Origin of the sequence: Thalassospira sp. MCCC 1A02491, from assembly GCF_001613785.1 — a bacterium.
Taxonomy (GTDB): domain Bacteria; phylum Pseudomonadota; class Alphaproteobacteria; order Rhodospirillales; family Thalassospiraceae; genus Thalassospira; species Thalassospira povalilytica.
Map to the genome: position 1 here is coordinate 54,338 of NZ_LPVX01000009.1, position 13,810 is coordinate 68,147.

General features: G+C 56.5%; 10 protein-coding genes. 6 read left to right on the forward strand and 4 right to left on the reverse strand.

Annotation, left to right across the window (positions count from 1 at the left end; genetic code table 11):
* Positions 1-23: 23 nt before the first annotated feature.
* Together AUQ42_RS04590 and AUQ42_RS04600 are read right to left on the reverse strand one after the other, a co-directional pair.
* Entirely contained in the window at positions 24-1,187 is a 1,164-nt protein-coding gene (locus tag AUQ42_RS04590) for a hypothetical protein (protein ID WP_068517923.1), read from the reverse strand.
* A gap of 358 nt (positions 1,188-1,545) precedes the next feature.
* Positions 1,546-2,214, reverse strand: coding sequence for a TetR/AcrR family transcriptional regulator (locus AUQ42_RS04600; RefSeq protein WP_068517925.1), 669 nt, complete (start codon positions 2,212-2,214; stop codon positions 1,546-1,548).
* A gap of 136 nt (positions 2,215-2,350) precedes the next feature.
* On the opposite strand from AUQ42_RS04600, the gene AUQ42_RS04605 reads away from it, so the two are divergent.
* Complete coding sequence (locus tag AUQ42_RS04605) at positions 2,351-3,517, forward strand: efflux RND transporter periplasmic adaptor subunit (RefSeq protein WP_068517926.1); 1,167 nt, start codon at positions 2,351-2,353, stop codon at positions 3,515-3,517.
* Between the two features lie 11 nt (positions 3,518-3,528).
* Positions 3,529-6,675, forward strand: a complete 3,147-nt coding sequence (locus AUQ42_RS04610) for an efflux RND transporter permease subunit (RefSeq protein ID WP_068517927.1) — start codon at positions 3,529-3,531, stop codon at positions 6,673-6,675.
* 228 nt (positions 6,676-6,903) lie between these two features.
* Here AUQ42_RS04610 and AUQ42_RS04615 read toward each other — a convergent pair whose 3' ends face one another.
* Positions 6,904-8,508, reverse strand: coding sequence for an FGGY-family carbohydrate kinase (locus AUQ42_RS04615; RefSeq protein WP_068517928.1), 1,605 nt, complete (start codon positions 8,506-8,508; stop codon positions 6,904-6,906).
* 193 nt (positions 8,509-8,701) lie between these two features.
* Here AUQ42_RS04615 and AUQ42_RS04620 point away from each other — a divergent pair, with 193 nt between their 5' ends.
* Positions 8,702-9,523 (forward strand): HAD family phosphatase, encoded by an 822-nt coding sequence (locus tag AUQ42_RS04620; RefSeq protein WP_082817731.1) that lies wholly within the window; start codon positions 8,702-8,704, stop codon positions 9,521-9,523.
* Positions 9,524-9,911: 388 nt separating this feature from the next.
* On the opposite strand, the gene AUQ42_RS04625 is transcribed toward AUQ42_RS04620, so the two are convergent.
* Positions 9,912-10,643: a FadR/GntR family transcriptional regulator gene (locus AUQ42_RS04625; RefSeq protein ID WP_068517929.1), complete on the reverse strand. Its 732-nt coding sequence runs from the start codon at positions 10,641-10,643 to the stop codon at positions 9,912-9,914.
* 219 nt (positions 10,644-10,862) lie between these two features.
* Here AUQ42_RS04625 and AUQ42_RS04630 point away from each other — a divergent pair, with 219 nt between their 5' ends.
* The 3 genes from AUQ42_RS04630 to AUQ42_RS04640 all read left to right on the forward strand — a co-directional run bounded on the left by AUQ42_RS04630 (position 10,863) and on the right by AUQ42_RS04640 (position 13,791).
* Positions 10,863-11,849 carry an aldose 1-epimerase gene (locus tag AUQ42_RS04630; RefSeq protein ID WP_068517930.1) on the forward strand — a complete coding sequence of 329 codons (987 nt, stop codon included), beginning with the start codon at positions 10,863-10,865 and terminating at the stop codon, positions 11,847-11,849.
* A 134-nt stretch (positions 11,850-11,983) separates the two neighbouring features.
* Complete coding sequence (locus tag AUQ42_RS04635) at positions 11,984-12,700, forward strand: FadR/GntR family transcriptional regulator (RefSeq protein WP_068517931.1); 717 nt, start codon at positions 11,984-11,986, stop codon at positions 12,698-12,700.
* A 191-nt stretch (positions 12,701-12,891) separates the two neighbouring features.
* On the forward strand, positions 12,892-13,791 hold the full coding sequence (locus AUQ42_RS04640; protein WP_068517932.1) for an SMP-30/gluconolactonase/LRE family protein: 900 nt from the start codon (positions 12,892-12,894) through the stop codon (positions 13,789-13,791).
* The last annotated feature ends 19 nt before the right edge of the window (positions 13,792-13,810 follow it).

Genomic DNA, 13,810 nt, shown 5'->3' on the forward strand with positions numbered 1-13,810 from the left:
TTTCAGATGGGTGCGCAGTCAGGCTAACTGCCATCAGCCGTGCGATAGACTGTCAGGCCGTTAACGACGATCCGGCCATCTGGAAGCAACTGACCGTCATATTCGGTTGTGCCTTGCGGGCCGGGGCGGCCAACCGCAAGGCCGTTCACCGCAAAGGGCAGCAAGGCACCAAGAAGGGTCGGGCTGTCAGGCGTGCCCAGCAGGTCAACCAGCTTGTCCTGGCCCAGCAATTTGAAATCAAAATCACCGGTAAAGCCATATCGTGCGGCGGCCTGGGCCATGAATTCGCCGGAACCAAGGGCCTCAAGCCCGCGGGATTCAACGTAGAATTCCTCGACCTTGACCGGGGCTCCGTTCTGGGCGGCCTTTTGCCAAAGCGCATCACCGATCTGGCGGCGGGCAAATCTGGGGGCGGTGCCGGTCAGGATATCGTGGAAGCCTTTTTCAATGATCGGTTTGGCTTCGCGCCAGGGCAGGCCGGTGCTGCTGCTTTTGACGCGCATGGTGCGCGGCTGGAACAGGCTGGGCAGCCATAAACCGTCATGGGCGTAATCAAGATGGGTTTCACCGTTTTCGCCGGGATAAAGGGTAAAGCTTGCCGATTTGACCGCCCCCATTTTTTCGCGGTTGGGACCGGTCCATTCGGCACCCTGCCAGGCAATGCGGGCCAGTTCCGGCAGCCACTGGATCATCAGGCCATTCATCATCCAGTGTTTGCGCGTCACCGGTTCGTCACCGATCAGGAAATCGGCAAAGCCGTCAAAGGTCACCGGGATGTTGCGCGCAGTGTCCCAGCGCAGATAGCCCCCCGCATTGCGCATGGTCAGATCGCGCTGGTCACTGGTGGCTTCGGCTTCCATCCGCGCGCGTTCGGGCAATTTGACATCAAGATCAATCTGATTGGTTTGATCGGTGTCGCGCACGGTAACCGTGACCCCGTCCATGGTCAGCGCGCGGTCGGTCGAATAGCCGCGAAGATCAAGATAGACGCCATCATAGGTCAGAACCACGCCATCGCCGTCAACCGTGCGGGCATCGCTTTCGGTTGCCGTGATGCCCGATTGCATCAGGATTGCTTCAACGGCGGTGCGGGCCTTGTCGACCGTAATGGCCTGCGCACGCGGGGCAAGCGCAAGCATCAAGGTGGCGCACAAGCCAAAACCGACAAAAACACGACGTCCGGGCATCAGAAAACCCCTGCTTCTGGAATGGTGACAAACGCGACCCTGTTGCATTCAGTTTACATCGGTTTTGCGCATCTTTGGTGAACTGTTTGGAACGGTTGCAATCAATCACGGGGCATGCCCCGATTGCGGCACCGCAACGCCGGTTCGCCAAACACGCATCCGATGGCGCGCGACATCACATATGTCACGCCCTGCCAAAGCAACCGGATCCGGTCTTGTCAGGCATCCTGAAGGTCAATTTTGGTGAAGTTAGGGCGCGGTTTGGCGCGTTTACCATCCGGTCACCCGGGTTGCTGACAGGATGCTGTCAGGAGCGGCAGGTTACAAGTAGCTGACTTTCATCGCAAAGCCGTCGTGATCAACTGTCACATCCGACCGTTTGGCGATGTTCGTCGGTGGTGATGCCACACAGGAAAATCTGCACAGCACGCGACACGCGGTCTTCAATCTCGCGGTCGGTCATCGGGGGTCTTGGATGATGTTTCATGATGCGTGATTGCCAGTCGCCGATCACCATGGCTTCGAACATTTCAGCCGCATGGTCGGGATCATTGATGCTGATGCGGCCAAGCTTTTGCTGGCGCGAAAGGTAATCGGCAAGATGTTTGCGTGTGCTGTCCGGACCGACTTCAAAGAATTTTTCGATCAGGGGTAGAAAGTGCTGGCCTTCGGAATACAGAATTTGAGTGAAGCGGGCGACTTCCTCGGTTACTATCTTGTGCGCCAGTTTGGTGCCGAAGTCCGTCAGTGCGTGACGAGGAGGGAGATCGGTTTCCAGCGAGATGTGTAATTCCGCGGAGAATTCCTGACAGCGTTCTTTCATGACAGCTTCAAGAAGGCCGTCCTTTCCGCCGAATGCTTCGTAAAGGGTTGTACGGGAGCCACCCGATTGCGAAATGACATCATTAAGTGTGACGCCAGCGAACCCCCGCTCCAGCAAAAGTTTCCAGGCCGCATCCATCATGGCGCGCCGTCTTGCAGACCCGCGAGTGGATTGTTTTTCAAGCTTTTCTGGCGTTTCACTCATGATTCTTGATTCTGTTGTTTTTGGCTCTTGATCGTGCAGTGCACAATGTGTACTGTACCGTACAGTATTTCGAAAAGCAATGACAAAGCGTTCCCGTTTTCATTGCTCGGGACTTAGAAGGAAAAGCAATTTGTCCATGCGATCTTGTTTGAAATTTGCCGGTGTGGCAGCACTTGCCTTGATGGTCGCTGCCTGCAGCGAGCAGAATGAAGGCGCTGAAAAACAGGCCGCTGCACCGCAGCAGCAACCTGCAACCCAGGTTGGTACCGTTACCCTTGAAGCCCAGACCGTCGGTCTTGTCGAAGAAATGCCCGGGCGTACGATTGCTTTCCGTCAGGCGGATATCCGTCCGCAGGTCGACGGGATCATCAAGGAACGCAACTTCACCGAAGGCACCTTTGTTGAAGCCGGTCAGCAGCTTTATATGATTGATCAGGATGTCTATCTGGCCAAGGTCGATGCCGCACAGGCCGAACTTGCCCGTCAGATCGCCACCTTTGATCAGGCCACCAAAACCCGCAAGCGTTACGATCCGCTGATCAAGTCGCAGGCCGTCAGCCAGCAGACCTATGATGATGCAGTCGCCGCCGAAGCACAGGGCAAGGCCGCAGTCGCAGCAGCCCGTGCCGAACTGGAACAGGCCCGCATCGATCTGGCTTACACCACTGTTACCGCACCGATTTCCGGTCAGATCGGATCATCCGATTTCACCGAAGGCGCGCTGGTAACCGCCAACCAGACTGCGAAACTGACCACGATCACCCAGCTTGATCCGATCTATGTTGATGTCACCCAGGCCGGGGGACGTCTGATGAAGATCAAGCAGGCCATCCAGAATGGCCGCATCAAGGGTGTTGAAAACGGTCAGGTCGAAGTTTCCCTGATCATTGACTCGACCGGTGCCGAATATCCGCACAAGGGCACGCTGCAATTCTCGGATGTGACGGTCAATGAAACCACCGGCACCATCCGGTTGCGCGTGGTCTTCCCGAACCCGGACGGAACGCTTTTGCCGGGCATGTTCGTGCGCGGTCAGGTCCGTCAGGGCCATCTTGAAAACGCATTCCTTGTGCCGCAAAAGGCCGTGATGCGTCGTCCGGATGGATCGGCTTATGTCTATGTCGTGGTCGATGGCAAAGTGGCGTCAAAAGACATCACCATCGAACAGTCCCAGGGACAGAACTGGCTGGTTTCGGCTGGCGTTGAAGATGGCGATCAGCTGATCGTGGATGGTCTTCAGCGTATCGGGCCGGGCGCACCTGTTGCAGCCCAGCCTGTCGAAACCGCCAAAGCCGCCGAATAAGGGTTTATTCAATGGCAAAATTCTTTATTGACCGCCCCGTATTCGCCTGGGTTGTTGCCCTGGTGATTATGCTGGCGGGGGGACTTTCCCTGTGGCAGTTGCCGGTGGAACAGTACCCGTCAATTGCACCGCCATCGGTCGAGATTTCGGCTTCCTATCCGGGCGCGTCCGCGCAGACGGTGGAAAACACCGTGACCCAGGTCATCGAACAACAGATGAACGGGCTGGATTACCTGCGCTATATGTCATCGAATTCGTCGTCAAACGGTCAGGCATCGATCAAGCTGACCTTTGAACCCGAAGCCGATCCCGACATCGCACAGGTTCAGGTACAGAACAAACTGCAAGCTGCGATGTCGTCGCTTCCGACCGAAGTGCAGCAGCAGGGCGTGACTGTCAGCAAGTCATCGGGATCGTTCCTGATGGTTGTCGGCTTTGTGTCGGCTGATGGTTCGATGAATGCCGAAGATCTGTCCGACTTTGTCGTCTCCACGGTTGAAGATCCGCTCGGGCGTGTGAATGGTGTCGGTTCGGTCACCGTGTTCGGTGCGCAGCATGCAATGCGCATCTGGCTCGATCCGAACAAGATGCTGTCCTATAACCTGACGGTGTCCGATATCAGTTCGGCTGTCGAAGCCCAGAACACCGAAGTCACCGCCGGTCAGATCGGTGGTGCCCCGTCGGTTCCGGGCCAGCAGATCAACGCGACCATCACCGCCCAAAGCAAATTGCAGACGGTTGATGAATTCGCCAACATCCTGCTCAAGGTCGAAACCGATGGGTCGCAGGTCCGTCTTGGCGATGTGGCCCGCATCGAAATCGGTGGCGAAAGCTATGACGTGGTGGCCCGCTATAATGCACAGGCTGCAACGGGTATCGGTATCTATCTTGCGACCGGGGCCAACGCACTTGACACCGCCGAGGCCGTAAAGGCCCGTCTGGCGGAACTCAAGCCGTTCTTCCCGCAAGGGCTTGAGATCGTCTATCCGTACGACACGACCCCGTTCGTGCAGGTCTCGATCGAAGAAGTGGTTCACACCCTGTTTGAGGCAATCGTTCTTGTCTTCCTGGTGATGTTGCTGTTCCTGCAAAACTGGCGGGCGACCCTGATCCCGACGATCGCGGTGCCGGTGGTTCTGCTCGGGACATTCGGTATCCTTGCCGCATTCGGCTATTCGATCAACACACTGACCATGTTTGCCATGGTTCTTGCCATCGGTCTTCTGGTCGATGACGCGATTGTCGTGGTCGAAAACGTCGAACGTGTGATGCATGAAGACGGGCTTCCGCCGCGCGAAGCAACGCGGAAATCCATGGGGCAGATTACCGGGGCGCTGATCGGTATTGCGCTGGTTCTTTCGGCCGTGTTTGTGCCGATGGCCTTCTTTGCCGGTTCGACCGGGGCGATTTATCGCCAGTTCTCGATCACGATTGTGTCGGCCATGGCGCTGTCGGTGGTTGTGGCAATCGTCCTGACCCCGGCACTGTGTGCCACCATGCTCAAGCCGACCCATACCGACCCGCTTGCGAAAAAAGGTCCGTTCGGCTGGTTCAACCGCGGCTTTGACAAGACCAACCGGTTCTATCAGGGCAGTGTTGATCACGTTGTTCATCGCAAATGGCGTTACCTGTTTGTGTATGGGATCCTTGTCGGCGGCCTTGCGGCCTTGTTCTTCCGCCTGCCGGGCTCGTTCCTGCCAGACGAAGACCAGGGCATCATGTTCTCGATGGTTCAGCTTCCGGCTGGTGCCTCGCAGGAACGCACGGTCGAGGTTCTCAAGAAGCTGGAAACCCACTTCCTTGAGAATGAAAAGGAAAACGTCCAGGGTCTGTTCACTGTTGCCGGCTTCTCCTTTGCCGGGAGCGGGCAGAACGCCGGTATCGCCTTTGTCAACATGAAGGACTGGTCGGAACGTACCCGCCCGGATCAGGCTGTTGGTGCGGTGATCGGTCGTGCCTATGGTGCCTTTGCCCAGATCCGCGAAGCTATGGTCTTTGCCTTTGCCCCGCCGGCAATTATCGAGCTGGGCACTGCAAACGGCTTTGACCTTCAGCTTGTGGATCGTGGCGGCAATGGTCACGACGCCCTGATTGCAGCCCGTAACCAGCTTCTGGGGATGGCGGCACAGGATCCGCGCGTGGCCGGTGTGCGTCCGAACGGTCTGAATGACATGCCGCAGTTCAACATCAATATCGATCAGGAAAAGGCAAGCGCGCTTGCTGTCGACCTGGCGGATGTGAACCGCACCCTGGCTGCGGCCTGGGGGTCAAGCTATGTCAATGACTTCATCGAAAACGGCCGTGTCAAAAAGGTCTATATGCAGTCGGATGCGAAATACCGCATGATGCCTGAAGACCTTGATCACTGGTATGTCCGTAACGGTCTTGGTGAAATGGTGCCGATTTCGGCATTTGCCACCACGAACTGGGATTACGGTTCGCCGCGTCTGGAACGCTTCAACGGTCTGGCATCCGTCAATATTCAGGGTGCATCGGGACCGGGCGTTGCGTCGGGTGATGCAATGGCGGCCATGGAAGAAATGGTTGCGAAACTTCCGGGTGGCATCGGCCTTGAATGGCAGGGACTGTCCTATGAGGAACGCGAAGCAGGCGAACAGGGACCGGCATTGTATGCGCTGTCCATGATCGTGGTCTTCCTGTGTCTTGCAGCCCTTTATGAAAGCTGGGCGATCCCGATTTCGGTCATGATGGTGGTTCCGCTTGGTGTCCTTGGTGCGGTGCTTGCTGCATTGCTGCGTGATCTGCCCGATGACGTTTACTTCCAGGTGGCCATTCTGACCACGATCGGTCTTTCGGCCAAGAACGCCATCCTGATTGTCGAGTTCGCCCGCGAACTTTACGACCAGGGCATGGGCCTTCTTGAAGCCACGGTGGAAGCTGCCCGTCAGCGTCTGCGTCCGATCATCATGACGTCGATGGCCTTTACCCTTGGCGTTGTGCCACTGGCGATTTCGACCGGTGCCGGTGCTGCTGCCCGTGTGGCGGTGGGGACTGGTGTGATGGGCGGGATGATTGCGGCGACCGTGCTTGCGATCTTCTTCGTGCCGCTGTTCTTTGTTCTGATTGTTGGCACCTTTGCCAAGAACCGTTCAAAGCGCGGTGACGTCAAGGCCGCCCACGAACATCCGGCCGAGTAACCTGAACAAACAAGGCCGGTCCAAACCGGACCGGCCTTGTAAGGCATCGTGCTCGTGGCGGTGCAGAAAATGAATATCTTCTGCATGATCCCCCGACCCCGCCGTCGCGCGTGCGTAAGAAAGGGCCGATGCTTTTGCATCGGCCCTTTTGTTTTGACCCTAACCAAAAGTTGCGTCAAGCGCCTTTTGGTTAGGGCATCCCGCGAACGGGGCAGGGGGAAAGAATTCTCAGCCGTGTTTGGCGCCCGGATTGCTAATGGCATCAAGGGCCTGGCGATGGGCATGCATCTGATGGAAAATGGCATAGCGGCGGTCATGATCGGCTTTGGCCTTCTCGTCGGGGGCATGCAGGGTTTCCTTGCCCGCCATCTGGCGCGCGGCACGGGCCAGACCGCCATCGGCATCAAGTGCCCCGGCCGCAAGCATTGCCGAACCCAGCAGAACCGGCTCCTCGCAATCGGACATCACAACGTGACAGCCGGTGACATCGGCATAAAGTTTGACCAGCACTTTGGACGCGGTATGGCCGCCACTCAGATGAATGTGGGTGATGTCGTATCCGGTATCATTCAGCGCATCGATGATATGGCGCGTGCCATAGGCAATCGCACAGGCAGTTGCCCAGTAAAGTTTCAGGAAGCTTTCCTCGCTCTGATCAAGTGTCAGACCGGAAATCACCCCAAGGGCCTCGGGATCGGCAAGCGGGGACCGGTTACCATGAAAATCGGGAAGAACATGCAGGCGTGGTGCAAGGTCGGTGGTGTCTGCCATCAGCGGCAAAAGCTTTTCCCCGGCAAGCTTGTGGGCATCGCGGCCCATGCCGTTGGAAAACGGATGCATGGCGACAACATGGTCAAGCAACGCACCGGTTGCCGATTGCCCGCCTTCATTGAGCCAAAGCCCCGGCGCAATCGCCCCGAAATACGGACCCCAGATGCCCTTGATGAAACGCGGTTCCTTTGACAGGGCCATATGACAGGTCGATGTGCCCGCAATCATCGCGAAATGCTGATCCAGATTGCCATCAAGATATTCGCCAAGGGTGCCAAGCGCACCGGCATGGGCATCAATCAATCCGGCCCCGACCACGCAATCGGTGGTCAGGCCAAGATCAGCCGCACCTTGTGCATCAAGGGTGCCGATGCGTTCGCCAACCGCCAAGGCAGGATCATGCATATTGATCTTGTCATTAAGGTCTTCCATGCCGATCACCGACAGGAAATCACGATCCCACGGTTCGTCCTGATGGGCCAGATACGTCCATTTGCAGGTGACAGTACAGCAGGACCGGGCATTGCTGCCGGTTGCGCGGAATGACAGGAAGTCGGCCAGATCATAAGCCGCCCCCATCTTGTCCCAGGCCGGTTTGTTATGGCGTTTCAGCCACATCAGTTTTGGCATTTCCATTTCCGGGGACATAGTGCCGCCGATAAATTCCAGAACGCGCGATCCGGTTGCGGTGCATTCTTCGGCCTCGCGCACGGCACGGTGATCCATCCAGACAATCACATCCCAGTTATCCGCCCCGCCCGGGGTCACACCCAGCGGGCGGTTGTCCTGATCGCGGATGACCAGCGAACAGGTGGCGTCAAAACCGATGGCGGCGATTTTTTCGGGGGCGACAGCGGATTTTTTCAACGCATCGCGCACCGACTGGCAAACCGACTGCCAGATATTTTCCGAGTCCTGTTCGACAAAATCGGGTTTAGGACGGTTCATCGCAATTGCATGGGCGGCACTGCCAAGCAGCTTGCCATTGGCATCAAACACGCCAGCGCGCGCACTGCCGGTGCCAACATCCACGCCGATGAAACAGGTGTCTTGGGGACTCATGGTCGGGTTTTCCTCCGCATTTCCCCGGCTTTGCAGATGGGACCGCGACTGCCGGATGTTGTTTTGAATGGTCTGATTGATCGCGATTTGATCAAAAGTTCAATAGTTGGTCAAATGTTCATTTTTGTTGACGCTGAAACATGTGATTGGCTAGGCTGCTTTCATCAGACAAATGAAACAAGCCAGGTTCAACATGGCCCAGGAAAACGAACAAGAAAACGAACAAGAAAACATAGATGGAAACGAAGCCAGCAACAAAGATGGACGCTTTGCCGGAAACGAAGACCAACGCCGCCCGGAACAGGGGCCAGCGTCACCTTCATCAATAGCCAAGCTGTTTGACGGCTGCAAGGTTGTGCTGTTTGACTGTGACGGTGTCCTGGTCGATAGCGAACCGATCTCGCTTGCGACCCTTGTTGATGTTCTGGATCATTTCGGCGCCCCCTTATCGTTTCGCGAGGTTGCCGACCGGTTCACCGGCCGGTCAAGTTCGGCCCCGATCGATCATATCCGCAGCCAGACCGGCACCGATATCAGTGCCGAATTCAAACCGTTCTTTTATCAGAAACTGTTTGCGCGCTATGACACGGAACTGGCCAAGATCAGTGGTATTGATCTGGTGCTTTCGGCCCTGCGCAGCCGTGATCTGGCCTTTTGCATTTCATCAAGCAGTTCGGTCGAACGGCTGGAAAAAACCATGGTGGTCACCGGCCTTGGCCCATGGTTCGCAGAACGGATCTATAGTGCCGATTTCGTCAAAAACGGCAAACCGGCCCCGGATCTGTTTTTGCATGCCTGTGCCGATATGGGCTTTTCGCCGTCATCAACCATCGTCATCGAAGATTCCGTTGCCGGTGTCACCGCGGCGGTAGCTGCCGGAATGAAATGTATCGGCTTTGTCGGGGGCGGCCATTATGCCGGTCAGGAAACCGACGCGACCAACCGGCTTTACGATGCCGGGGCCGATATCGTGATTACCGACATGACGGTTCTGGCCGCGGCCCTGACCGACTGAGTGGATCGGGCCTGACCAGACCAGAGCGCCCTGACCGGACCCGACCAGATCGGACGGGACGGGACCGCTCAGGCTACCCGCAGCTCCGATGATTTCCTGACGACCGGGCAACGGCCGGGCCAAAATAGTGGCGGTGTTTGCCAAATGCCGTCATGCGTTCTTCGGCCCCGGAACCGCTGATGCCCGGGACACTTCAGTTGCACCCCGGTTCGGCAGGGCCTGCGCAAGGTTTGATCGGAATTTGCTGACCGTTTGCAAAGGATCGCGCCGCTGACACCTTGCATCAGATTGCCTGCGCTTCATTCATTCGCCAATCCATCGTCTGGTCGTTGATCGGGCGGCCTTATCCGGTGGTGCCAAATCGTTTGATGACGCGCAGTTGATCGGCTTATCGCTGGGTCAGCAGTTTCTGATAGCGGGTCTGGCTCAGGCTAAGGTGATCGCGCATGGCCTTGCGGGCGGTGTCGTCATCGCGGGCGGCGATTGCATCATAGATGCGCCGATGTTCGCCCAAAATCATTTGCATATAGGATTTCTGGTCTTCGGCTTCTGGCGGGCGGCGGCGAAGCTGCGCCCGCGGAATGGTCTTGTCGCCCAGATGTTCCAGAAATTCGGCATAGCGGCGGTTATTGGTGGCCGCGGCAATCGCGCTGTGGAATTCGAAATCGGCCGGGGCGGTGGGTTCCCCTTTTTCCAGGGCACGTTCCATTTTTTCCATCGCTTCGAAAATCTTGGCCTGCTGGGCGACGGAACTGCGCATACAGGCAAGACCGGCGGCCTCGATTTCGACGGCCATACGCAATTCAAGAATTTCCAGAACGTCCGATACCTGGGCGTAATCGACTTCGAAAATCGATTTGTCATTGCTTCGGGTTTCCGGGGCCAGAACAAACACACCGGCCCCCTGACGCGGTTCAAGAAGCCCGTCGGCCTTAAGGGCGGCGATGGCTTCGCGAATGACGGTGCGGCTGACACCGAACCGTTCGGTCAATACCGGTTCGGTTGGCAATTTGCTGCCCGGTTCGCGCTGTCCGCTTTCAATTTCGGAACGCAGGCTTGCAATCACCTTTTCGGTCAGAGAAACTTTGCGGGGCGTATTTGACGCACTGGTCTTGTTCATTTTGCGTGTCCGATAAATCCGGTATAAAACAACCGGATATAAAAAAGATGCTCAGTGTTAAAGTTTAATTGGCGCTTTGGGCGACACCATCTTCAAATCGTCGTATGAGGATGGTGTGCGGATCAGGTTTCATTATTTTGAGTAGTCATCGAATTCAAATTAATGAAACCTGATCCTAAAGTCATCATATGATTTTGGTTGGAATTGAGGCACCTGCTTATGTCCAAAAAGGGCGAACCGGAATACCGCTGGAACAGCGGCCCATTTCAGATTGGCATTGTTCCTCAGGGTGGGGCGATATCGCGGATCGACTGGATCCGTCCCGATGGCAAAGGCACCATCAATCTGTTGCGTCCGGTCACCGAACAGGCGCTGAAATCGGGAAACCCGTCAAGTCTGGGCTGTTTTCCGATGGTGCCGTTTGCCAACCGGCTGGCCTTTGCCGAGTTCGAATTTGACGGCCGCATCGTCAAGGTGCCGGCCAACCGCCCGCCCAGCCCGCATGCGATCCATGGTTTTGGCCGGGCTGCGGAATGGACAATTGAACGTCCGACCGTCGACAGCCTGCGTTTCAATCACAAGCATGACGACCCCGAAAGCGGCTTTGTCTATGTCGCCTGGCAGGAATTCAAGGTAACGCCCGATGATGTCACCATTGAAATCGGTGTGCGCCATCTGGGTCGAACCCCGATGCCCTATGGTATCGGATTGCATCCGTGGTTCCCGGGGGGGGATGATGTTTCGGTCTCGTTTATTGCCACCGACTGCTTTGGCACGGACGAGGACATGTTGCCGACCACGCGCACGGTGATTGACCTTGGTCGGGACTTTTCCGACGGTAAGATGATCCGTCATAACCGCGGGCTTGATGTGCATTATACCGGTTGGCACCGCGAAGCCGACATGGTCTGGGAAGATGCGGGTTACAGTCTCAAGATGCTGGCAAGTGACCGGTTCTCGAACCTGCAATTCTATATCCCCGAAGACGGCAAGACATTTTGTGTCGAACCGGTAAGCCATGTGCCAAACGTCCATAACCGTCCGGAATTCAAGGAATTCGGTGATTTGCTGGTGCTCGATAAAAATCAGACCCTGTCTGGCACCATGACGCTGATCCCGACCCTGCTGGCGCAGCCTGACAGTGGTCTGGTCGATGATGACGAAATCATCACACCGCAAAGCCGCGACTATTCACTGGTTGATTGATCCAGCCATTTTCAAGCCGCGATCATCCCCCGATCCGTGATCGGTTCGGGGGCTTTACCCGTGCGGGAATAGTCGATAAAACTTACAAGTAAGTTTTACAAGATGACAAGTACTCACAGCGTCCGGGGGACGGGATGACCGAATTGCTGCTTAAGGTCCAGAAGCGCGAAAAACTTGCTGATCAGCTTTATGGTCAAATTCTTGAACAGATCGTCTCAGGCAATCTGGGCGAGGGGACGAAACTGCCGTCCGAAAACGAGATTTGCGCATCCTTTGGCGTATCGCGACCGGTCGTGCGCGAGGCCTTGCGCAAATTGCAGTCCGACGGGCTGGTTTATGCGCGCCAGGGCGTTGGTTCCTTTGTGAAAAAACGCCCGCCCCAGGGGCTGATCGAGTTTGGCGGGGTCAATGATGTGGCCGGGCTTTTGCGGTGTTTTGAAGCCCGCATCGCGATCGAGGGGGCAACAGCACGCATGGCGGCCGAACGTGCGAGTGTGCGCCATCACCGTGAAATCGAAAATGCCCTTAAAACGCTTGAAGACGGGGTGGCTGCCGGTGACATTGCCGATAAGGCCGATCTTGATTTCCACATGGCAATCGCGCGCGCCAGCGGCAATGAAATCTTTCTGACCATTCTGAATTCGCTGCATGGGGTAATGCAGAAATCAATGAATGTGGCGTTGAATATCACCCGTTCCGGGTCGGCGGACCGCGCCAAACGTGTGCTTGCCGAACATCGTCAGATCTATGATGCGATTCTGGGCCGGGATGGCGACAGTGCCGAATTGATGATGCGTTATCACCTGCATCAAGCCCGCCAGCGTGTCACTGACCACGCCCGCGACATGTAAAATTTTCCTGCCCGATTGCGATCTGCCTGATGGCCGGTTTCCGGCGCATACCGGTCGTCTGCATTGCTGCATCAACGCATGACAGGTGATCGGGGTACCAACCCGGCTGGCAAATAATGTTGACAAGCACAGCCCCGGATGGGCACACCAGTATTCATTGAAATTGATCATATGAATTTTAAGGGGTTACAATGTCGGGCAATGATCAGGTGCTGTATCAGCCGGAAATCCTGCTGGATGAAACTTTTACCTTGGCGGAATGTCCCAATTGGGATGCCCGGAATAATCGGCTTTACTGGACCGATATCCTGAATTGCAAGCTGCATGCCCTTGATGTCGCATCGGGGCAGCGCCGTGTCTGGGAATTTGACAGCGAACTGGGCTGTTTCGGCCTGACCGATGCGGGGCGCATTATTGTCGCCCTGCGCAAGGATATCCTGTTCCTTGATCCCGAAACCGATGAACGTGTTGCTTTGTGCCGGATCGAAGATGGCATCAAAAGCCGCACCAATGACGGCAAGATCGGCCCGGACGGGGCGTTCTGGGTCGGTACGATGGATGACAATCCCGACAAGCAGCCGATTGCATCGCTGTATCGGATTACGCCCGATGGCGTGATTGATCAAAAGGCAACCGGCTTCAAGATTTCCAACGGCATCGCCTGGTCGCCGGACGGGGCGCAGATGTATCATTCTGATTCACGCGGGCCCTGGGTCAATCGATGGGATTTCGATGTTGCCAGTGGTGCCATTTCCAACTGCACGCGGTTTCTTGATCTTGATGATACGCTGGGCCGCCCGGACGGGGCCGCGGTCGATATGGATGGTTGTTACTGGTCGGCCGGGGTGTCGGCGGGCAATCTGAACCGCTTTGCACCCGATGGCACCTTGTTGCTGTCAATTCCGATGCCGATGCCCAATCCGACCATGCCATGTTTTGGCGGGCCGGATATGAAAACCCTTTATGTCACCAGCCATCAGGAAGGCTACAGTGCGGAAAAACGCGCCGAATTCCCCCATGCGGGCAAGTTGGTGTCACTGCGCGTCGAGGTTCCCGGCGTTGCGGTTACGCGCTTTCGCGAAAAGGGCTAATGCCCGGTCTTTGACGCCA